The sequence below is a fragment of the Comamonas sp. B21-038 genome (genome assembly GCF_022387135.1).
GTDB lineage: Bacteria > Pseudomonadota > Gammaproteobacteria > Burkholderiales > Burkholderiaceae_C > Comamonas > Comamonas sediminis.
This window is the reverse complement of record NZ_CP092462.1, coordinates 1,883,079-1,903,623: the sequence shown is the minus strand read 5'-3', so window position 1 is coordinate 1,903,623 and position 20,545 is coordinate 1,883,079. Positions and strand designations below refer to the sequence as shown.

General features: G+C 63.6%; 17 protein-coding genes. 13 read left to right on the top strand and 4 right to left on the bottom strand.

The window, feature by feature from the left end; genetic code table 11:
* Positions 1 to 180: 180 nt before the first annotated feature.
* Both MJ205_RS08570 and MJ205_RS08565 read left to right on the top strand, forming a co-directional pair.
* Positions 181 to 945 carry a basic amino acid ABC transporter substrate-binding protein gene (locus MJ205_RS08570; RefSeq protein WP_239812059.1) on the top strand — a complete coding sequence of 255 codons (765 nt, stop codon included), beginning with the start codon at positions 181 to 183 and terminating at the stop codon, positions 943 to 945.
* Between the two features lie 65 nt (positions 946 to 1,010).
* Positions 1,011 to 1,787, top strand: coding sequence for an amino acid ABC transporter permease (locus tag MJ205_RS08565; RefSeq protein WP_239812058.1), 777 nt, complete (start codon positions 1,011 to 1,013; stop codon positions 1,785 to 1,787).
* A 62-nt stretch (positions 1,788 to 1,849) separates the two neighbouring features.
* On the opposite strand, the gene MJ205_RS08560 is transcribed toward MJ205_RS08565, so the two are convergent.
* The gene (locus tag MJ205_RS08560; protein ID WP_239812057.1) at positions 1,850 to 3,358 is read right to left on the bottom strand and encodes a helicase HerA-like C-terminal domain-containing protein; all 1,509 of its coding nucleotides are present in this window, start codon (positions 3,356 to 3,358) and stop codon (positions 1,850 to 1,852) included.
* 78 nt (positions 3,359 to 3,436) lie between these two features.
* Here MJ205_RS08560 and MJ205_RS08555 point away from each other — a divergent pair, with 78 nt between their 5' ends.
* The 7 genes from MJ205_RS08555 (at position 3,437) to rng (ending at position 10,215) form a co-directional block, all read left to right on the top strand.
* On the top strand, positions 3,437 to 4,156 hold the full coding sequence (locus MJ205_RS08555; RefSeq protein WP_133858840.1) for a YebC/PmpR family DNA-binding transcriptional regulator: 720 nt from the start codon (positions 3,437 to 3,439) through the stop codon (positions 4,154 to 4,156).
* On the top strand, positions 4,153 to 5,430 hold the full coding sequence (gene purD / locus MJ205_RS08550) for a phosphoribosylamine--glycine ligase (protein WP_116925614.1): 1,278 nt from the start codon (positions 4,153 to 4,155) through the stop codon (positions 5,428 to 5,430). The genes MJ205_RS08555 and purD overlap by 4 nt, the downstream gene beginning before the upstream one ends.
* Positions 5,431 to 5,460: 30 nt before the next feature.
* Positions 5,461 to 6,420: an oxygen-dependent coproporphyrinogen oxidase gene (gene hemF / locus MJ205_RS08545; RefSeq protein ID WP_239812056.1), complete on the top strand. Its 960-nt coding sequence runs from the start codon at positions 5,461 to 5,463 to the stop codon at positions 6,418 to 6,420.
* 269 nt (positions 6,421 to 6,689) lie between these two features.
* Positions 6,690 to 7,406: a ribosome silencing factor gene (gene rsfS / locus MJ205_RS08540; protein ID WP_239812055.1), complete on the top strand. Its 717-nt coding sequence runs from the start codon at positions 6,690 to 6,692 to the stop codon at positions 7,404 to 7,406.
* 72 nt (positions 7,407 to 7,478) lie between these two features.
* A complete protein-coding gene (gene rlmH / locus MJ205_RS08535) occupies positions 7,479 to 7,946 on the top strand; it encodes a 23S rRNA (pseudouridine(1915)-N(3))-methyltransferase RlmH (RefSeq protein WP_239812054.1) in 468 nt (155 codons plus the stop codon).
* A gap of 155 nt (positions 7,947 to 8,101) precedes the next feature.
* Complete coding sequence (locus MJ205_RS08530; protein WP_239812053.1) at positions 8,102 to 8,716, top strand: Maf family protein; 615 nt, start codon at positions 8,102 to 8,104, stop codon at positions 8,714 to 8,716.
* Between the two features lie 11 nt (positions 8,717 to 8,727).
* Positions 8,728 to 10,215 carry a ribonuclease G gene (rng, locus tag MJ205_RS08525; protein ID WP_239812052.1) on the top strand — a complete coding sequence of 496 codons (1,488 nt, stop codon included), beginning with the start codon at positions 8,728 to 8,730 and terminating at the stop codon, positions 10,213 to 10,215.
* Positions 10,216 to 10,306: 91 nt separating this feature from the next.
* Here rng and MJ205_RS08520 read toward each other — a convergent pair whose 3' ends face one another.
* From MJ205_RS08520 to MJ205_RS08510, 3 genes are all read right to left on the bottom strand, one after another.
* A complete protein-coding gene (locus MJ205_RS08520; RefSeq protein ID WP_239812051.1) occupies positions 10,307 to 11,470 on the bottom strand; it encodes a pyridoxal phosphate-dependent aminotransferase in 1,164 nt (387 codons plus the stop codon).
* 90 nt (positions 11,471 to 11,560) lie between these two features.
* Positions 11,561 to 12,502, bottom strand: a complete 942-nt coding sequence (locus MJ205_RS08515) for a CysB family HTH-type transcriptional regulator (protein ID WP_239812050.1) — start codon at positions 12,500 to 12,502, stop codon at positions 11,561 to 11,563.
* Between the two features lie 168 nt (positions 12,503 to 12,670).
* The gene (locus MJ205_RS08510) at positions 12,671 to 13,066 is read right to left on the bottom strand and encodes a sirohydrochlorin chelatase (RefSeq protein WP_239812049.1); all 396 of its coding nucleotides are present in this window, start codon (positions 13,064 to 13,066) and stop codon (positions 12,671 to 12,673) included.
* A 239-nt stretch (positions 13,067 to 13,305) separates the two neighbouring features.
* Here MJ205_RS08510 and MJ205_RS08505 point away from each other — a divergent pair, with 239 nt between their 5' ends.
* The 4 genes from MJ205_RS08505 to MJ205_RS08490 are packed head-to-tail and all read left to right on the top strand — an operon-like array spanning position 13,306 to position 20,527.
* Entirely contained in the window at positions 13,306 to 14,598 is a 1,293-nt protein-coding gene (locus tag MJ205_RS08505; protein WP_446715065.1) for an efflux RND transporter periplasmic adaptor subunit, read from the top strand.
* 26 nt (positions 14,599 to 14,624) lie between these two features.
* Positions 14,625 to 17,795, top strand: a complete 3,171-nt coding sequence (locus tag MJ205_RS08500) for an efflux RND transporter permease subunit (RefSeq protein WP_239812048.1) — start codon at positions 14,625 to 14,627, stop codon at positions 17,793 to 17,795.
* A gap of 20 nt (positions 17,796 to 17,815) precedes the next feature.
* The gene (locus tag MJ205_RS08495; RefSeq protein ID WP_239812697.1) at positions 17,816 to 19,336 is read left to right on the top strand and encodes an efflux transporter outer membrane subunit; all 1,521 of its coding nucleotides are present in this window, start codon (positions 17,816 to 17,818) and stop codon (positions 19,334 to 19,336) included.
* 54 nt (positions 19,337 to 19,390) lie between these two features.
* Entirely contained in the window at positions 19,391 to 20,527 is a 1,137-nt protein-coding gene (locus MJ205_RS08490) for an NAD(P)/FAD-dependent oxidoreductase (RefSeq protein WP_256460970.1), read from the top strand.
* The last annotated feature ends 18 nt before the right edge of the window (positions 20,528 to 20,545 follow it).

Below are 20,545 nucleotides of genomic sequence, written 5' to 3'. Positions count from 1 at the left end.
TGGCGGTCCGTTCTGGGGCAGCGCAGCGCATCGGCTTGCGCAATCCCCTTGGCATGCTGGCGGCCCCGCTTGTGCGCAACGGCAGAGCCGCGCTGGCCACCGTGCGTTCGCCGCCGCTGTCTGCAAGCGTTTACGTATAATCGGCCGCTTGTATGAGCTTATGTTGCTAAAGGTTGGGGTATGTGGAACAAAAAATTTGCGCTGGCCGTGGGCGCTGCAGCGGTCTCGGTGTTGGCCGGCGGTGCCGCGCAAGCGCAGGGCCGTGATCTGGTGGTGGCCTCCAGCGCCACCTACGCACCCTTTGCATTCGAGAACAAGGACAAGCAGATCGTCGGTTTTGACATCGACATCGTCAATGCCATTGCCAAGCAGCAAGGCATGAAGCTGCGCATCGTCAACACGCCTTTCAGCAGCATCTTCGCATCGCTCAACAATGGCGATGTGGACTTTGTCATCTCCGGCGTGACCATCAATGACAAGCGCAAGCAGAGTTTTGACTTCTCGCAGCCGTACTTTGACGCCCGCCAGCTGATCGCGGTGCCCAAGGACAGCGCGGTGGCTTCGCTCAAGGACCTCAAGGACAAGAAGGTCTCGGTGGTCAGCGGCTCGACTGGCGACGATGTATTGAGCCGTGAAGTCGGCAAGACCAGCCCCAATATCCGCCGCTTCGAGAGCACGCCACTGATCATCTCCGAGTTGGCAGCCGGCGGCGTCGATGCCGCCATTGGCGACAATGGCGTCATCGCCTACCGCGTCTCCCAGTATCCCGCATTGAAGACTGTGGATGATGCCAGCTTCCCCAAGGAGCATTTCGGCATCGTCGTGCGCAAGGGCGACAAGGCCTTGCAGGAGAAGATCAACGCCGGCCTGGCCGCCATCCGCGCCGATGGCAGCTACAACGTGATCTACAAGAAGTGGTTCAACCAGGACTACAAGCCTCAGTAAGGCCGCCGCGACATCCGCTGCAATGACGGCCCGTTGGCCGTCATTTTGTTTGAAAGAATTGATTGATGGACAACAACACCCCCGTAGAGTGGTTCGGCTGGTTCCGCCCCGACATCCTGGTGGAATACAAGCAGATGTTTTGGCAGGGCGCGATGGTCACCATCGGCATGACGGTGGCCTGCGTGATCATGGGTTGCGCGCTGGGCCTGATGCTCGCGCTCGCACGCCTGGCTGATACCCGCCATCAGCCCTGGAAGGGGGTGTGCAAATACCTGCTGCGCTGGCCCTCGACGGCCTATGTCAGCTTCTTCCGGGGCACGCCGCTGTTCGTGCAGATCCTGCTGATGCATTTTGCGGTGATGCCGCTGTTTGTGCACCCGGTCAACGGGCTGATCATCAGCGGTGACCTGGCCCGCACGCTCAAGCAGGACCATGGCGCGCTGATGTCCGGTGTCGTGGCGTTGACGCTCAACTCGGCGGCCTACATCTCCGAGGTGTTCCGCGCCGGCATCCAGTCGATCGCGATTGGCCAGAAGCAGGCGGGCATGTCGCTGGGCATGACGCATGGCCAGATGATGCGCTATGTGGTGATTCCGCAGGCTTTCCGCCGCATGCTGCCTCCGCTGGGCAACAACATGATCTCGCTGCTCAAGGATACTTCGCTGGTCTCCGCCATTGGCCTGGCCGAGATGGCCTATGCCGCGCGCACCGTGGCCGGTGCCTATGGCCGCTACTGGGAGCCTTACCTGGCCGTTGCGCTGGCCTACTGGCTGATGACCTTCATGCTGACCCTGGGCCTGCGGGCGCTGGAAAACCATATGGCACGCACCGACCGCAGTTGATAGCGCAGCGCACACGCAAAAAAGCCGGCATTGCCGGCTTTTTCTTTGCGGTGCGCCTCAGGCTACTTTTTGCCGCCCATGATGCTGCCCAGCACGCCGCGCAGAATCTGGTTGCCCAGCTTGGTGCCAAAAGAGCGGGCGGTGGACTTGGCCATCGACTGCACAATGCCATCCTTCTTGCCGCCGCGCGGGCCGGTGGTGCCAAACAGGATGTCGTTGATGCTGCCCATCAGGCCGCCATCCTCGGCAGCGGCACTGCCTGCACCCGCCTTGCCGCCTGCTGCAGCGGTCGCCTGGCCAGTGCGAGCCTTCAGGATCTCGTAGGCCGACTCGCGGTCCACCGGCGTGTCATAGACGCCCGCGACCAGCGAGTTCTTCAGCAAGGCCTGGCGCTGCTCGGTGCTGATGGGGCCAATCTGGCTGCCCGGCGGCAGTACATAGACGCGCTCGGTCACGCTGGGGCGGCCTTTTTCGTCGAGAAAGCTCACGAGCGCCTCACCGACGGCCAGCTCGGTGATCGCGGTCTCGATGTTCAGGCCCGGGTTGGCGCGCATCGTGGTCGCCGTGGCCTTGACGGCTTTCTGGTCGCGCGGCGTGAAGGCACGCAGCGCATGCTGCACGCGGTTGCCCAACTGGGCGAGCACGCTGTCGGGAATGTCCAGCGGGTTTTGCGTGACGAAATACACGCCCACGCCCTTGGAGCGCACCAGGCGCACGACCAGCTCGATGCGCTCTTGCAGCACCTTCGGCGCGTCATTGAACAGCAGGTGGGCCTCGTCAAAGAAGAACACCAGCTTGGGCTTGTCGGGGTCGCCAATTTCCGGGAGCTTCTCGTACAGATCGGACAGCATCCACAGCAGGAAGGTGGAGTACAGGCGCGGCGAATTCATCAGCTTGTCGGCTGCCAGGATGTTGACCACCCCCTGCGTGCCCACGGTCTGCATCATGTCGTCGATGTTGAGCATCGGCTCGCCAAAGAAGCTGTTGCCGCCTTGCTGCTCGATCTGCAGCAGGCCGCGCTGGATGGCGCCCACGCTGGCCGAGCTGATGTTGCCGTAGTCGGTGGTGAACTGCTTGGCGTTCTCACCCACGTAAGACAGCATCGCACGCAGGTCCTTGAGGTCGAGCAGCAGCATGCCGTTGTCATCGGCGATCTTGAACACCAGGTTGAGCACGCCCATCTGCGTGTCATTGAGGTCCAGCATGCGGCCCAGCAGCAGCGGGCCCATGTCCGATATGGTGGCGCGCACCGGGTGGCCTTGCTCGCCAAACACATCCCATAACGTGGTGGGGCAGGCCTTGGGCGTGGGCAGGCCAATACCACGGTCTTGCAAGGTGGCGGCCAGCTTGCCGCCAATCTGGCCCGCCTGGCTGATGCCGGTCAAGTCACCCTTGATATCGGCCATGAACACCGGCACGCCAATGCCCGAGAATCCCTCGGCCAATGTCTGAAGGGTTACAGTCTTGCCGGTGCCGGTCGCGCCGGTGATCAGCCCGTGTCGATTGGCCAGGCCAGGAAGCAAAAAACACTCCGTTGTGCCATTTTTGGCAACCAGTAGGGGTTCAGCCATCGTAGGTTTCCTCTCCAGCATCAAAGTCAAAAGTAAAATCGCAGTCTAGCTAGATAAAACAATAGCAAAGGAAATTCTGTGGCAGGACACAGCAAATGGGCCAATATTCAACACCGCAAGGGTCGTCAGGACGAAAAACGCGGCAAGGTTTGGACCCGTATCATTCGTGAAATTATGGTCGCTGCGCGGCAAGGCGGCGCAGATTTGAGCGCCAACCCGCGTTTGCGCCTGGCCATCGACAAGGCCAAGGCCGCCAACATGCCGGCCGACAACATCAAGCGCAACATCGACAAGGCCACCGGTAACCTCGAAGGCGTGACCTACGAGGAAATCCGCTACGAAGGCTATGGCATCGGCGGCGCGGCCATCATTGTCGACACCATGACGGACAACCGCGTGCGCACGGTGGCCGATGTGCGCCATGCGTTCAGCAAGCACGGCGGCAACATGGGCACCGAAGGCTCGGTGTCCTTCCAGTTCCGCAACCTGGGGCAGCTCGTGTTTGCACCGGGTGCCGATGAGGAAAAGATCATGGAAGTGGCGCTGGAAGCCGGCGCCGATGATGTGATCACCGACGAGGAGGGCGCCGTCGAAGTGCTGACGCCCCCGTCAGAATTTGAGGCAGTGCGCAATGCGCTGGAGGCAGCGGGCTTCAAGCCCGAGGTGGCCGAGGTGACGATGCGCCCCGAAAATACCGTAGATCTGGATGAGGAAGGTGCGGCCAAGATGCAAAAGTTGCTGGACGCGCTGGAAGATCTGGATGATGTTCAAGATGTTTACCATAACGCGGCGCTATGAAGGTACTTGTGATTGGTGGCGGCGGCCGTGAACACGCAATGGCCTGGAAGTTGGCGCAATCGCCCAAGGTCTCCAAGGTCTATGTAGCCCCGGGCAACGCAGGCACCGCACGCGACAAGCGTCTGGAAAACCTGCCGATCACCGATGTGGTCCAGCTGCGCGAATGGGCACAGGACAACGGTGTGCAGCTGTCCGTCGTCGGCCCCGAGGCGCCTTTGGCCGCCGGCGTGGTGGACGAGTTCCGCGCCCACGGCATGAAGATCTTCGGCCCGACCAAGGCCGCAGCGCAGCTGGAAAGCTCCAAGGCTTTCTCGAAGGATTTCATGGCACGCCATGGCATCCCGACGGCGCAGTACGAGACCTTCAGCGACCCGGTGGCGGCCCATGCCTATATCGACAAGCTGGGTGCGCCCATCGTCGTCAAGGCCGACGGCCTGGCTGCCGGCAAGGGTGTGGTGGTGGCCACCACCGCCCAGGAAGCGCACGATGCCGTCGACTTCATGCTGGTGGACAACAAGTACGGCGTCGCCCATAACGACGGCGGCGCCCGCGTGGTGATCGAGGAGTTCCTCGACGGCGAGGAGGCCAGCTTCATCGTGCTGTGCGACGGCAAGAGCGTGGCGGCGATGGCGACCAGCCAGGACCACAAGCGCCTCAAGGACGGCGACCAGGGCCCCAACACCGGCGGCATGGGTGCCTACTCGCCCGCCCCGGTGGTGACGGCCGACGTGCATGCCCGTGCGATGCGCGAAATCATCCTGCCCACCATCCGTGGCATGGAAAAGGACGGCATTCCCTACACCGGCTTTTTGTACGCAGGTCTGATGATCGACAAGGCCGGTCACCCCAAGACCCTGGAGTTCAACTGCCGCATGGGTGACCCGGAAACCCAGCCGATCATGATGCGCCTCAAGAGCGATCTGGTCGATGTGATGCAGGCTGCCACCGACGGCAAGCTCGACCAGATCGAGCTGCAGTGGGACCGCCGCACTGCGCTGGGCGTGGTGATGGCTGCCCATGGCTACCCGGACGCTCCCCGCAAGGGCGATGTGATCACAGGCCTGCCCGAGGACGAAGAGGAAGTGATGGTTTTCCACGCCGGCACCACGGTGCAGGATGGCAAGCCCGTCACCAGCGGTGGCCGCGTGCTGTGTGTGACCGCCTTGGCCGACAACGTCAAGCAGGCGCAGCAGCGCGTGTATGCCGCTGCCGCCCAGGTGCATTTCGATGGCGCGCAATACCGCCACGACATCGGCTACCGCGCGGTCAAGTGACGGCCTCCAAGCCCACAGGGAGCCAGGCACATGCTGTCTTCTTCCGTTGACCAACTGAACGCCGGGGCCCAGGCCCTGGCGGTGGCCGCCTATCTGCAGTCGCTGCAGGCCTCCATCACCGATGCGGTTGAAGCGCTGGAGCAGGAGGCAGGCAGCAATGTCCGTTTTCTGGCCGATGCCTGGCAAAAGGCGCCCGGTGAGAAGCTGCAAGGCCAGGGGCTGACCAAGATCCTGGAAGGCGGTACGGTGTTCGAGCGTGCAGGCGTGGGCTTTTCGCAGGTGCGGGGCCCGCAGCTGCCGCCCTCGGCCACCCAGCACCGTCCCGAGCTGACGGGTGCGCCTTTCACGGCCATGGGCGTGTCGCTGGTCTTCCATCCACGCAACCCCTATGTGCCAACCGTGCACATGAACGTGCGCATGATTGCCGCAGGCCACCCCGGCCAGCCCGCCACCTGCTGGTTTGGCGGCGGCATGGACCTGACGCCGTTCTATCCCTTTGCCGAAGACGCGCAGCATTTTCACCAGGTCTGCCACGATGCGGTGGCGCCTTTCGGTGACGATCTGTACCCGCGCTTCAAGCAGTGGTGTGACCGCTATTTCTTCCTCAAGCACCGCAACGAAGCGCGTGGCATCGGCGGCATCTTTTTTGATGACTTCTCCGAGCTGGGCTTTGAAGGCGGCTTTGCGATGCTGCAGTCGGTGGGCGATGCCTTTTTGAAGGCCTATCTGCCGATCGTGCAACGCCGCAAGGACCAGGCCCATGGCGAGCGCGAGCGGGACTTTCAGCTCTACCGGCGCGGTCGCTATGTGGAGTTCAACCTGGTCTGGGACCGGGGTACCCACTTTGGCCTGCAGTCGGGCGGGCGCACCGAATCGATCTTGCTGTCGATGCCGCCCATGGCCAGCTGGAGCTACCAGCGCCAGGACCCTGAGGGCTCGCCCGAAGCGCGTTTGCTGGCGGAGTTTTTGCAGCCGCGTGATTGGCTGTGAACAAGCCCGCCAGGGCTGCCGGTTCCGTGCCAAAGGGGTAGGCCCGAACGCCTTTTGCTCGCCCGGCGCCCATGCCGGAAGGCCATACCAGAGCGCCATTTGGCGCAGCTTGCGTATAATTCGCTTTCCGCTGACCATGCGCATGCCCCATTGCAGGCTGCGCGGCAGCTTCTCTTGAAGGCTTTGCCCTTTTGTCACTGCGTGTTGACGCGATCAACAATAACTGCAACACGCGCTATAGTAGAAACACTTTCATCCATCACCTACTGATGACCACCGCCAAAAAATCCGAATCCACTGCCAAGAAATCTGTGCAATTGCTGCAGCGTGCCATCGTTGATGGGCTGGAAGATGTGAAAGCACAAGATATCCAGGTTTTCAATACCGAGCACCTGTCGCCGCTGTTCGAGCGCGTGATCGTGGCCGCAGGTACCTCGAACCGCCAGACCAAGGCCTTGGCGGCCAGCGTCAAGGACGCCGTCAAGGAAGCGGGCTTTCCGAAGCCACGCACCGAAGGCGAAGACAACGGCGAGTGGATCATTGTGGACTGCGGCCCTGTCGTCGCCCACATCATGCAGCCGATGATTCGCCAGTACTACCGCCTCGAAGAGATGTGGGGCGATACGCCGGTGCGCGTGAAGCTGGGCGCTGCCAAGCCCAAGGCCGCCAAGCCTGCCAAGGCCCAGGCCGAAGCCGCTGCGGACACCGAAGCCAGCAAGAAAAAGCCCGCTGCACGCAAGACTGCCTCTGCTGACAGCGCGGCCGCTGCACCGGTAAAGAAGGTTGCCGCCAAGAAGCCGGCGGTCAAGAAGATCTCGGGCACCGTGGCCAAAAAGCCTGCAGCCAAGAAGACCAGTGCTGCTGCCACCGTCAAGACCGTCGTGGTCAACAAGCCCAAGGCCAGCAAGCCCGCAGCCAAGTCGGCCGCCGCCAAGCCTGCAGCCAAGAAGCCCGCAGCCAAGCGCGCAACCAGCAAGGTCAAGTAAACCCCCTCAACCTGCGGGTTGCAAAGAGCTGTACTGCCCCGCAGGACAGCTCTTTTTCATTGGAGAGTTCGCATGAAGATTTTCATCGTTGCGGTGGGCCAGCATGTACCCGATTGGGCGCAGACCGCCTATGACGACTATGCCAAGCGTTTCCCACCCGAGCTGAAGGTGGAGCTCAAGGCCGTCAAGACGGAGCCGCGTGGCTCCAAGACTGTCGAGACGCTGTATGCCGCCGAGCGCAAGCGCATCGAAGCGGCCATCCCACGTGGCACGCGCATCGTGGTGCTCGATGAGCGCGGCGCGAACCTGACTACGAAGGCGCTGGCCCAGCGGGTCAAGGGCTGGCAGCTCGAAGGCGACGATGTCGCGTTGATCATTGGTGGCCCCGATGGGCTCGATCCCGAGTTCAAGGCCGCGGCGCATGAGCGCATTCGCCTCTCGGACATGACCTTGCCCCATGCGATGGTGCGGGTGCTGCTGATCGAGCAGCTCTACCGTGCCTGGTCGGTCAATGCCGGCCACCCCTACCACCGCGAGTAAGCCGGTGGCACCAGCCGCAAGGCGGGGTGAGGGCAGCGCAATATCCCCGCTTGCCAGTGGGCTGCTGGATGCGTTATGCTGCAAAAATAATAGCTGCTTGCGCTGGATTGATGGGCGCAGGCGCTTTTTTCAAATCAAGGCCTCGCTCCCTTCCCATGCATTCCTTTGTCTACCTGGCCTCGCAGTCACCCCGCCGCAGTCAACTGCTCGAACAGATCGGTATCGCCCACCGCCTGCTGGTGGCGCAGGACCACGACCCCGAACCCCAGGACCCCGAGGCGCTGGAGCAGGTGCTGCCGCGCGAATCGGCCACCGACTATGTTCAGCGCGTGACCGGCTTGAAGCTCGATGCTGCCATCGCCCGCCTGCAGCGGCGCGGGCTGGAGCAGGCGCCGATTCTCTGCTCTGACACCACGGTGTCGCTGGGCCGGCATATTCTGGGCAAGCCCGGGTCGCAAGAACAGGCCCGCGAGATGCTGCAGGCGCTCAGCGGCAAGACGCACCGCGTCTTGACGGCGGTGGCGCTGCAAAGCGGGCGCAAGCGCCTGACCAGCCTGTCGGTCTCCAGCGTGGAGTTTGCGGTGATGGACAGCGCGCAGATTGATGCCTATGTCGCCAGTGGCGAGCCCATGGGCAAGGCGGGCGCCTATGGGGTGCAGGGGCGGGCGGCAGCGTATATTGCCAGGATCAGCGGCAGCTATTCAGGCATCATGGGGCTGCCGGTGTTCGAGACGGCCAATGTGCTGCGGGCTGCAGGGTTTGCCATCTGAGAATGACTTCTATGCAAAATGATATTTTGATCAACTGGGCCCCGCAGGAGACGCGGGTGGCGGTCATCGAGGGCGGCGCCGTGCAGGAGCTGCACCATGAGCGCACTCTGGAGCGCGGCCTGGTCGGCAATGTCTACCTCGGCAAGATATCGCGTGTGCTGCCTGGTATGCAGTCTGCGTTCATCGACATTGGCCTGGAACGCGCCGCGTTCCTGCATGTGGCCGATGTCTGGCAGCGCCAGGAAGGCGGTCTGGCGCCGATGTTCGCGCGCAAGGGCGAACCCCAGGTGCCGATTGAAAAGCAGATTTTCGAGGGCCAGTCCATCATGGTGCAGGTCATCAAGGACCCCATCGGCACCAAGGGCGCGCGGCTGTCCACGCAGATCAGCATTGCCGGGCGCCTGCTGGTGTACCTGCCGCAGGACGACCATATCGGCGTGTCGCAAAAGATTCCGCAGAACGAGCGCGATGCCTTGCGCGCCCGCCTGCAGGCGCTGGTGGGCACCGCGCAAACGGGTGGCGGCGGTGGCTTTATCTTGCGCACCAATGGCGAGGACTCCAGCGACGAGGAGCTGGCCGAAGACATCAGCTACCTGCGCAAGGTCTGGAAGCGCATCAAGGAAAGCGCCGCCAAGCAGGCTGCCAAAACCTTGCTGCACCAGGACCTGAGCCTGATGCAGCGCGTGCTGCGCGATATGGTGACGGAGAACACCCAGTCGATCCGCATCGACTCGCGCGAGCAGTTCGTGCTGCTGCAGCAGTTTGGCCAGGAGTTCATGCCCGCCGCGCTGCCCAAGCTGCAGCTGTACAAGGGCGAGCGCCCGATTTTCGATCTGTACTCGGTCGATGAGGAAATTGCGCGTGCGCTGGGCCGGCGTGTCGATCTCAAGTCGGGCGGCTACCTGATCGTCGACCAGACCGAGGCCTTGACGACCGTCGATGTGAACACCGGCGGCTATGTCGGTGCGCGCAATTTTGACGACACCATCTTCAAGACCAACCTGGAAGCGGCCCATGCGATTGCCCGCCAGCTGCGGCTGCGCAACCTGGGCGGCATCATCATCGTGGACTTTATCGACATGGTGCATGAGGACCACCAGGCGCAGGTGCTGCATGAGCTGCGCAAGCAGCTGCAGCGCGACCGCGTCAAGACCATGTGCGGCGAGTTCTCCCAGCTGGGCCTGGTGGAGATGACACGCAAGCGCACGCGTGAATCCCTGGCCCATATGCTCTGCACCTCCTGTCCGGTCTGCCATGGGGTGGGCGAGGTCAAGACCGTGCGGACGGTCTGCTACGACATCCTGCGCGAGATTCTGCGCGAGGCGCGCCAGTTCAACCCCAAGGAGTTCCGCGTGCTTGCCGCCCCGCCGGTGATCGAGATGCTGCTGGACGAGGAAAGCCAGCACCTGGCCGGGCTGTCCGATTTCATTGGCAAGCCGATCTCGCTGCAGGCGGAGGGGCGGGACGGCTCGGACCAGTACGATATCGTGCTGCTGTAGCACTGGGCCACTGACGGCTGACAGCAGGCAGCCAACAAAAAGCCCGGCGAGATGGGTTCTCGCCGGGCTTTTTGCCAGGGAAGAGGGCGCTTTACAGCTTGCGCAGACGTTCCAGCGCCGCGAGCAAGGTCTCGTCCTTTTTGGCATAGCAAAAGCGCACCACCTGCTGGTCAAAGCCGTTGCCATAAAACGCAGACAGCGGAATGGCTGCTACGCCCAGGTCCTTGACCAGCTGCTGGCAGAACTCTGCTTCGCTGGCATCGGTCACGGCGGAGATGTCCACGCACTGGAAATAGGTGCCGGAGCTGGGCAGCAGCTTCAGGCGCGAGCCTTCGAGGCCGGCGCGGAACAGATCGCGCTTCTTCTGGTAGAAAGCGGGCAGATTCAGGTAGGGCGCCGGGTCCTTCAGGTACTCGGCCAGGCCGACCTGCATCGGGGTGTTGACGGTGAAGACATTGAACTGGTGCACCTTGCGGAATTCCGCCGTCAGCGGCGCTGGTGCAGCAACGGTGGCGACCTTCCAGCCGGTGACATGGAAGGTCTTGCCAAAGCTGCTCACCACATAGGCGCGCGCGGCCAGGCCGGGGTAGCGCGATGCGCTCTCATGGCGTTCGCCGTCGAACACCATGTGCTCATAGACCTCATCGGCCAGCAGCAGGATGTTGGTGGGCGCCAGCAGGTCTTGCAGCTGCTGCATCTCCTGCGCGGTCCAGGTGGTGCCGCTGGGGTTGTGCGGCGTGTTGATCAGCAGCAGCCGCGTCTTGGAGGTGATCGCTGCGGCGATCTTGCCAAAGTCTGGGCGGAAGGTCTTGGGCGTCAGCGGTACGCGCACCGGCACGCCGCCGGCCAGCTCGATATTGGGCACGTAGCTGTCGTAGCAGGGGTCCAGCACGATGACTTCGTCGCCGGGGCTCACGCAGCTGAGGATGACGGTGAGGATCGCCTGCGTGGCACCGGCGGTAACGGTGATCTCGCTGTTGGCGTCGTAGCGCTTGCCGTAGAGCGCTTCGATCTTCTGGGCCACCACCTCGCGCAAGGCCGGTACACCGGTCATCGGCGGGTACTGGTTGTGGTCGGCCTGCATGGCGCGGCTGACGCTGTCGATCAAGGCTGGGTCGCAGCCAAAGTCCGGAAAGCCCTGGCCCAGATTGACGGCCTTGTGCTCGGCCGCGAGCGCCGACATGACGGTGAAGATGGTGGTGCCCACATGGGGCAGACGGCTGGGGAACGACGGGGTGTGGGCGGAGGCGGACATGGTGATCAGGGCTGGAAAACAACCGCAGCCGGCGAGCCGGACTGCGATCTATCGATCAGTAAGCGGTTTGGGTTGGGAGACGGGTGCGGGTCAGAGCTCGTAGTCAGCCACATGGCCGACCATGGCACGGGCGATCAGATCACGGCTGAGTCGGTCGCTGAGCAGCTCGGCAAATTTGTAGACAAAATTACGCATGTATGCGCCACGCTTGAAGGCCACGCGCGCCACGCTTTCGCCAAACAGATGGCCGACGGGCCGCACGGCCAGGTCCTTGAGCGGATCATCGCGCATGGCCATCTCGGCCACGATGCCGATGCCCAGGCCCAGCCGCACATAGGTCTTGATCACGTCTGAGTCAATCGCCTCCAGGACAATCTTGGGGGTGAGCTGGCGGGCAGCCATCGCCGCGTCGATCTTGCCCCGGCCGGTAAACGATGGGTGGTAGGTGATCAACGGCTCTGCGGCAATGTCCTCCAGATTGATGCGCTCCTTCTGGGCCAGAGGGTGTTGGTGCGGCATGACCAGCACGTGCTGCCATTCATAGCAGGGCAGGGTCACCAGTTCGGGGTAGTCGGCCAGCGACTCGGTGGCCATGCCCAGATCGGCCTGCTCGTCGATCACCATGCGTGCCACTTCGGCCGGTGTGGCCTGGTGCAGGCTGACTGTCACCTTGGGATAGTGCTCGCGCAGCCGTGCCACCGGCGTGGGCAGCACATAACGCGCCTGGGTGTGGGTGGTGGCGATGGAGAGGGTGCCGCTGTCCTGCGCGCTGTACTGGTCGCCGATGCGTTTGAGGTTGCCGACCTCGCGCATGATGATCTCGATGCTGCGCAGCACCTGCTGCCCAGGCTCGGTGATGCGCTTGAGCCGCTTGCCATGGCGCGCGAAGATGTCGATGCCCAGCTCCTCCTCCAGCTCGATGATGGCCTTGGAGACGCCGGGTTGCGAGGTGTGCAGTGCCTTCGCCGCCTCGGTCAGATTGAGGTTGCGGCGTGCGGCCTCTTGCACAAAGCGGAACTGATGCAGGTTCATACAATGATGCGGAATATGAATTTGCATCATTATGCTTGATTGGAATATAAAAATCAGCCTCTCTGCAGAAATCCAGCCTCTGGGGCGGATTTTTCAGACATGCACCCGCTGGAGCCTGCCGCAACCGGGTACCGGCGGCATATATGGGCCGCCGGAGATTTAGCGCGGCTACGCGCCTTCCAGGTAGCCGCCCGCCATGGCCGCCAGCAGCCCGATGACGCGCGCATCCTCGCCCATCGCCGGGGCAATGCGCAGCTGCACCTCGGGATGGAGGGGCGCGAGTTCCTCGACCAGCGCTGGAATGTCTTCGCTGGCATGTTTGCCGACGCCAAACAGCAGCGGCCAGATGGTGATTTGCGTCAATTGGGGATGCGACTGCAGCAGCTGGGCAACGGCGTGGCCGAGCGGTGGGTCGCACCAGTCAAGATAGGCGCAAGCCACCGCAGCGGCGGGTTGCGCTTGCTGCACCTGGGCGAGCAGGTGTTCCGCATTGCGGCGCCAGACCGGGTCCTTGGAGCCGTGGGACAACAGAATCAATCCGATGGAAGAGGTGGTGGAAGACATGTGCGTAGGACGTTAGCGGCTGAAACATAAGCCGCCGTGGGTAAAGCTAGGAACCTTTAGGCATTATCGCTTTCCCATACCCGGGCCCGATGGGCCACCGAAACGGATACGAATGTAGCAAAATGTACAGCTTGCGCAGCCAGGGTCTGAAACCTGGCAATCCCGCGCGGCGCTTTACACTGCCTACATATTTAGCTGTAAAAATAGTAGTTTGCTCTACCTTGAAGCCAAAACCGATGATGCCGGATGTTTCCAATTTTTCGCGCCAGTCCCTGGCAACGTTTCAATCCTTGGCAACCGTCGGAAAGCACTCATCCCCCCGCGCGTTGGGTCGTCTGGTCCGCACAGGTGCTGTGGTCGGCGCCATCGGTCTGCTGGCTGCGTGTTCGGACAAGCCCGCACCCGCAGCCGCCGCGCCGCAGGCACCGGAGGTCGGCATCATCACGGTCCAGGCAGCATCGCAGCAGCTGACGGCGGAGCTGCCCGGGCGCACCAGTGCCTTCATGATTGCCGAGATTCGCCCCCAGGCCAACGGCATTGTGGAAAAGCGCCTGTTCACCGAAGGCGCCGCCGTCAAGGCGGGTCAGGCGCTGTACCAGCTCGATGACCGGCCCGCGCGGGCCTCCGTCAACAGTGCCGAGGCGGCGCTGGCCAAGGCCAAGGCCACCGCGCAGACGGCGCGCAGCAATGCAGCGCGCAACAGCGAGCTGGTCAAGATCGATGCCATCAGCCGCCAGGTCTTCGATGACAGCCAGGCGCTGGTGGCGCAGACCGCTTCCGACGTGGCCGTCGCGCAGGCAGCGCTGGACAATGCCCGGATCAATCTGCAGTACACCCGTATCAGTTCGCCGATCAGCGGCAGGGTCAGCACCTCGGCGGTCACGCCCGGTGCGCTGGTCACCGCCAACCAGGCGACGGCGCTCACCACCGTGGTGCAACTCGATCCCATGTATGTGGACTTCACCCAATCGAGCACCGAGATGCTGCAGCTGCAGCGCGACCTGAAGGCGGGCCGCTTTCAGCGCCTTGAAGGCGACCAGATTCCGGTGCGCATCCGGCTCGATGACGGCACCGAGTACAGCCACGAGGCCAAGCTCAAGTTCTCCGGGGTGATCGTCAGCCCCACGACAGGCACCGTCACCTTGCGTGCCCAGGTCCCCAACCCCGATGGCGTATTGATGCCCAACATGTATGTGCAGGCGCTGCTGCCAACCGCAGTGGCGCCAGATGCACTGCTGGTGCCCCAGCAGTCGGTGGTGCGCGACCTCACCGGCAAGCCGACCGTGCTGGTGGTCACGGCCGACGACAAGGTGCAAAAGCGCGCGCTGCAGCTCGACCGTGCTGTGGGCAGCCAGTGGCTGGTGGGCAGTGGCCTCAAGTCGGGGGAGCGCGTGGTGGTCGATGGCTTCCAGCGTGTCAAGGAGGGTGACAAGGTGCGCGTCACCGAGGTGGATCTGAAGGCGCAGGCCGAGCGCGTCCGCAGCCCTGGGCGCGTGCCCGGCCAGGCCGCAGCGCCGGCAGCAGCCCAGTAACACCCCCAGAATCCGAGGCTGCATCCATGGCACAGTTTTTTATTCAGCGCCCCATTTTTGCGTGGGTGATCGCCATCATCATCATGCTGGGCGGGGCACTGTCCATCTCCAAGCTGCCGCTGGAGCAATACCCCGAGATTGCGCCGCCGCGCGTCACCATCGGTACCCAGTACACCGGTGCGTCGGCCGAGACGGTCGAGAACTCCGTCACGCAGATCATCGAGCAGCAGCTCAAGGGCATCGACAACATGCTCTACATGAGCGCGACCAGCAATGCCTCTGGCCAAGCCCGCATCACCTTGACCTTTGCGCCCGGCACCAATGTCGATGTCGCCCAGGTGCAGGTGCAAAACAAGATCCAGGGCGCGCTCAACCGCCTGCCCGAATCGGTCAAGAGCCGGGGCGTGTTCATCAACAAGGGCGGCCAGGATTTTCTGGTCACCTACAGCTTCTACTCCCAAGACCCCACGATGACCGAGGTCGACATTGGTGACTACATCAATGCCAGTCTGGTCGATGTGATCGGGCGCCTCGAAGGCGTGGGCGACATCAACGTCTTTGGCACCTCATATGCGATGCGCATCTGGATGGACCCGGCCAAGATGGAGAAATTTGGACTGATGCCGTCGGACTTGGCCAATGCGCTCAATGCGCAAAACGCCCAGGTCTCGGCCGGCCAGCTGGGCGCGCTGCCAGCGGTGAACAACCAGCAACTCAATGCGACGATCACGGCGCGCACCAAGCTCAAGACGGTGGACCAGTTCGAGGACATCGTGCTCAAGGCCGCCACCGATGGCTCGGTGGTCACCATGAAGGATGTCGCCCGCGTGGAGCTGGGCGCCGAAAACCTGAACGTGCAGGCCAAGCTCAACGGCATGCGCGGCGCCGGCATGGGCATCATCCTGGCCGATGGCGCCAATGCGATGGCGGTCTCCGATGCTGTTGCGGCCAAGCTGGCCGAGATGAAGCCGTACTTCCCCAACCAGATCGATTACTTCGTCAGCTCGGACTCCACGCCCTTTGTGCGCGCCTCCATCCACGAGGTGGTCGCTGCGCTGGGCGAGGCCATGGTGCTGGTGGTGATCGTCATGTTCGTGTTTTTGCAGAACCTGCGCGCCACGTTGATCCCGGCCATTGCCGTGCCGGTGGTGCTGCTGGGCACCTTTGGCGTGTTGTCGATCGCCGGGTACTCCATCAATACCTTGACGATGTTCGCGATGGTGCTGGCGATCGGCCTGCTGGTGGACGATGCGATCGTCGTGGTGGAGAACGTCGAGCGGGTGATGCACGAGACGGGCATGTCCGCCAAGGAGGCAACCAAGGTCTCGATGCGGGAGATCACACCGGCGCTGGTCGGTATTGGCGTGACCTTGTCGGCGGTGTTTGTGCCAATGGCCTTCTTTGGCGGATCCACCGGGGTGATCTACCGCCAGTTCTCGATCACCATCGTCGCGGCGATGGCGCTGTCGGTGTTTGTCGCATTGACGTTGACCCCGGCGCTGTGTGCCACCCTGCTGAAGGCGCCCGAGCATGCCGGCGGCCATGAGCGCGCCATCCGCAAGGGCCTGTTTGGCATCAGCGACCGGTTCTTCCGCTGGTTCAACCGCAATTTCGACCGCACGGCCACACGCTACCAGGGCATCGTCGCCCGCAGCCTGCGCCGCGCCAAGCGCATGATGCTGATCTTCATCGCCGTGCTGCTGGGCGTGTGGCTGCTGATGCACAAGCTGCCGACCTCGTTCCTGCCTGATGAAGACCAGGGCTTTCTCTATGTGAACGTCAACCTGCCGTCCGGCGCAGCCGATGCGCGCCTGCAGGACGTGCTCGACGAGGTGCGCGAATACCTGCTCAAGCAGCCCGACATCATCAGCTTCAACCAGGTCTCGGGCCTCAACGGCGACCAAAGTTCGGCGCGCGGCTTCATCCGCCTCAAGCCCTGGGATGAACGCCAGCTCGCGTCGCAGTCTTCCGCGGCCATTGCCAACAAGGCGACGAGAGACCTGTCGCGCATCCGCGATGCGCGGGTGCTGGTGATCCTGCCGCCAGCCGTGCGCGGTCTGGGTGCCAGCTCGGGCTTCAACTTCATGGTCAAGGACATGAACAGCATCGGCCACGACGGGCTGTTGGCAGCCAGCAACCAGGTACTGGCGGCCATGCGCGCCAACCCGAACCTGACGGCAGTACGCACGACCAATCTGGACGATGCGGCCGAATTGCGTGTGGATGTGGACGACCGCAAGGCCGCCGCGCTGGGTTTGTCATATGCCGACATCAACAGCGTGCTGTCCAGCGCGATGGGCGGCACCTATGTCAATGACTTCCTGAACAATGGCCGCGTCAAGCGCGTCTACATCATGGGCGATGCGCCGCACCGCATGCTGCCGCAGGACATCGCCAAATGGACGGTGCGCAACAAGAACGGCGAAATGGTGCCCTTTGGTGCGTTCTCCGACACGCACTGGGCCTACGGCTCGCCCCAGCTGCTGCGCTACAACGGCAGCCCGGCCTACGAGTTCGAAGGCCGCGCAGCACCCGGCATCAGCTCCGGCGCAGCAATGCAGGAGGTCGAAGCCATCCTGGCCAAGCTGCCAGCCGGCCTTGGCTATGAATGGACCGGCGCGTCGCTGCAAGAGCGCCAGTCCGGCGCCCAGGCGCCCATGCTGTATGCGATCTCGATCCTGTTCGTGTTCCTGTGCCTGGCCGCGCTGTACGAGAGCTGGACCGTTCCGCTGTCGGTGATGCTGGCCGTGCCGCTGGGGGTGATTGGTGCGCTGGCCGCCACCTATACCCGGGGCCTGACCAATGACGTGTACTTCCAGGTGGGCTTGCTCACCACCGTGGGTTTGGCGGCCAAGAATGCCATCTTGATTGTCGAATTTGCGGTGCAGCTGCAAGAGCAGGGCAAGCGCCTGTTTGATGCCACGGTGGAGGCGGTGCGCCTGCGCTTGCGCCCGATCCTGATGACCTCGCTGGCCTTTGGCTTTGGCGTGATTCCGCTGGCCATTGGCACCGGCGCCGGTGCCGGCGGGCGTAACGCCATCGGCACGGCCGTGCTGGGCGGTATGGTGGCCTCGACCGTGCTCGGTATTTTCATGGTGCCGGTCTTTTTCCTGCTGATCCGCAGCTGGTTCCGCTCGCGCAGCCGCCACGACGAGGCGCCTGCGCAAGCCAGCGCCGCGCCGGAGACCGCGCCATGAGCCGTTTTGATACTTTTTCCATGACCCGTGCCTACCGTTTGCCGCTGTCCCTGTTGGCAGCGGGCCTGCTGTCCGCTTGCAACCTGGCGCCGCAGTACCAGCGTCCAGAGCCTGCGGTACCCGCTACGCTCGATGGCGTGGCCCAGACCTTGCCTGCCGATTTTGTCGTGGAGCCGGCTGCAGCCGATACCTTGCAGCTGCTGCCGTGGCAGCAGTGGGTGGAGAGCGCAGGGCTGCGTCAGCTCATCGAGCTGGCCTTGCAGAACAACCGCGACCTGCGCGTGGCCATCGCCAATATCGAGAAGGCGCGCGCGCAGTACGGCGTGCAGCGTGCCGACCAACTGCCCAGCCTGAATGCCAACGCCCAGGCAAACCGCACCCGCACCGCAGACGATCTGCGCTCGGCCAGCGCGGCCTCGTCGGTGACCAACCAGGTCAGCGTGCAGCTGGGCCTGGCCAGCTATGAGCTCGATTTCTGGGGCCGGGTGCGCAACCTCAGCGAGGCGGCATTGCAGCAGTACCTGCTGGTGGAAGAAAACCGCCGCAGCGTGCAGCTGGGCCTGATCACGGATATCGCCAATGCCTGGGTGGCCCTGGCCAGCGACCACCAGCGCCTGCAACTGGCGCGCGACACATTGGCCACACGCGAGCAGGGCTACGGCCTGGTGCAGCGCATGCACCAGCTGGGCGCCACCAATGGTTTGGTGCTGGCCCAGAACCAGACGGCGGTGGAGACCGCCCGCAACGATGTGGCGGCCTACGAGTCGCAAGTGGCCCGTGATCGCAATGCACTGCAGTTGCTGGTGGGTGGCCCTTTGGCGGGCGATATGCTGCCGCCCGCGCCCACCGCGTCGCTCAGCACGAATGAGATCAAGAGCGCTGGCTCGGGCCAGTTGCTCGATGGTGCAACGCCCCAGGTCAAAACGCCAGGCGTGGCCACTGCCATGACCGTGGTGCCGACTGGCCTGTCGTCGCAGGTGCTGCTGGCCCGGCCCGATGTGGCGGCAGCCGAGCACAGCCTGCAGGCGCAGTACGCCAGCATTGGTGCAGCGCGCGCGGCCTTTTTCCCCACGATCAGCCTGACGGCCAATGCCGGCACCGCCAGCGATGCGCTGTCGGGCCTGTTCGATGGTGGCAACCGCGCCTGGAGCTTTGTGCCCCAGATCCGTTTGCCGATTTTTGACGGCGGCCGCAACCAGGCCAACCTCGACATCGCGCAAGCCAACCGCGACGCGGCACTGGCCCAGTACGACAAGGCCATTCAGGTGGCTTTCCGCGAGGTGAGCGATGCGCTGGCCGACCGCGCCACGATGCAGCGGCGGCTGAACGCGCAGGCAGCGCTGGTGCAGGCGGCCAGCCGCGTGCTGCAGCTGTCGCAGGCGCGTTTCAAGGCCGGCGCCGACGATTTTCTGACCGTGCTCGATGCGCAGCGCAGCCTGTACGCGGCCCAGCAAACCCAGATCACGTTGATGCAGGCCGAGCAGGTCAACCGCATCAGCCTGTACAAAGCGCTGGGCGGAGGCATCGACAGCGCGCAGTGATGGCGCATAAGCGCAATGCTGCGAGGGCAATGCGCGCTGCACTACGATGGCGCCATGACTGATACCTTGCCCACGCCTTCTGACCGCAAGGCCTCACCCGAGTTTGATGAATCCCAGGCGCAGGCGGTCGATGCGCTGATTGTGGGTGCCGGCCCGGTCGGCATGTTTGCAGCATTCCAGCTGGGTTTGCAGGGCGTGCAGGCCCAGTTGTGCGACAGCCTGCCGCAGATGGGCGGGCAGTGCATTGCGCTTTATGCCGACAAGCCCATCTACGATATCCCCGGCATTCCGCTGTGCACCGGCCGCGAGCTGGCTGCGCAGCTGCAGCGCCAGATCCAGCCCTTCGAGCCCGTCTTTCACGGCCATACGCAGGTCGCGCAACTGCTGCCCCATGGCGATGGCCGTTGGCGCTTGCAACTGCAGGCTATCGATGGGCCCCAGACCCGCTGGTTGCTGGCCCGCACCGTGGTCGTGACCGCCGGCGTGGGCGCCTTTGTGCCCAAACAGCTGCGCTTGCCTGGGCTGGAGACGTGGCTGGGCAGCCAGGTGTTCTACCACCCCACGTTGGACGATGCCTGGCTGGAGCCGATATTGGCCGGCCATGCTGCGCCACGCATTGTGATCAGCGGCGGCGATGAGGCGGCGGTGGAGGCGTTGCTGGCCGCGGCAGACCATGCACAACTGCAATCGGCGCAACTGGTGCTGATGCACCGGCGCGACCAGTTCAGTGCCCCGGATGCCATGCTGCAGCGCCTGGCACGGCTGCGCGCCAGCGGCAGGGTCGAGGTGGTCATTGGCATGCCGCAGGCCATCGAGGCCACCGAGCGTCTGCAGGGCATTGGCTACGTTGATGCCGACGGTGCTGACCAGCGCCTGGCCTGCGACCAGCTGTGGGTGTTCCAGGGCCTGTCGCCCAAGCTCGGGCCCTTGCTGGACTGGAATCTGGCGCTGGAGAAAAAACAGTTGCAGGTGGCGACCGACAGTTTTCAGACCAGTGCCGTAGGCATCTACGCCGCAGGCGATATCGTCAGCTACCCGGGCAAGCGCAAGCTGATACTGACGGGTTTCTACGAAGCGACGATGGCAGCCATGGCGGCCGTTGAATACCTGCGCGGCGAGAAGCTGCTGCTGGAATACACGACCACCAGCAAGCGCCTGCATGCGCGCCTGGGCGTCTCGCACCCGGACTGATCTTGCTGGGCTTCGCGC

Excerpts from the sequence above, each read along its gene's own strand:
- MJ205_RS08570 (WP_239812059.1), top strand. The coding sequence starts at position 181 with ATGTGGAACAAAAAATTTGCGCTGGCCGTGGGCGCTGCAGCGGTCTCG.
- MJ205_RS08565 (WP_239812058.1), top strand. The coding sequence starts at position 1,011 with ATGGACAACAACACCCCCGTAGAGTGGTTCGGCTGGTTCCGCCCCGAC.
- MJ205_RS08560 (WP_239812057.1), bottom strand. The coding sequence starts at position 3,358 with ATGGCTGAACCCCTACTGGTTGCCAAAAATGGCACAACGGAGTGTTTT.
- purD (WP_116925614.1), top strand. The coding sequence starts at position 4,153 with ATGAAGGTACTTGTGATTGGTGGCGGCGGCCGTGAACACGCAATGGCC.
- hemF (WP_239812056.1), top strand. The coding sequence starts at position 5,461 with ATGCTGTCTTCTTCCGTTGACCAACTGAACGCCGGGGCCCAGGCCCTG.
- rsfS (WP_239812055.1), top strand. The coding sequence starts at position 6,690 with ATGACCACCGCCAAAAAATCCGAATCCACTGCCAAGAAATCTGTGCAA.
- rlmH (WP_239812054.1), top strand. The coding sequence starts at position 7,479 with ATGAAGATTTTCATCGTTGCGGTGGGCCAGCATGTACCCGATTGGGCG.
- MJ205_RS08530 (WP_239812053.1), top strand. The coding sequence starts at position 8,102 with ATGCATTCCTTTGTCTACCTGGCCTCGCAGTCACCCCGCCGCAGTCAA.
- rng (WP_239812052.1), top strand. The coding sequence starts at position 8,728 with ATGCAAAATGATATTTTGATCAACTGGGCCCCGCAGGAGACGCGGGTG.
- MJ205_RS08520 (WP_239812051.1), bottom strand. The coding sequence starts at position 11,470 with ATGTCCGCCTCCGCCCACACCCCGTCGTTCCCCAGCCGTCTGCCCCAT.
- MJ205_RS08515 (WP_239812050.1), bottom strand. The coding sequence starts at position 12,502 with ATGAACCTGCATCAGTTCCGCTTTGTGCAAGAGGCCGCACGCCGCAAC.
- MJ205_RS08510 (WP_239812049.1), bottom strand. The coding sequence starts at position 13,066 with ATGTCTTCCACCACCTCTTCCATCGGATTGATTCTGTTGTCCCACGGC.
- MJ205_RS08505 (WP_446715065.1), top strand. The coding sequence starts at position 13,306 with ATGCCGGATGTTTCCAATTTTTCGCGCCAGTCCCTGGCAACGTTTCAA.
- MJ205_RS08500 (WP_239812048.1), top strand. The coding sequence starts at position 14,625 with ATGGCACAGTTTTTTATTCAGCGCCCCATTTTTGCGTGGGTGATCGCC.
- MJ205_RS08495 (WP_239812697.1), top strand. The coding sequence starts at position 17,816 with ATGACCCGTGCCTACCGTTTGCCGCTGTCCCTGTTGGCAGCGGGCCTG.
- MJ205_RS08490 (WP_256460970.1), top strand. The coding sequence starts at position 19,391 with ATGACTGATACCTTGCCCACGCCTTCTGACCGCAAGGCCTCACCCGAG.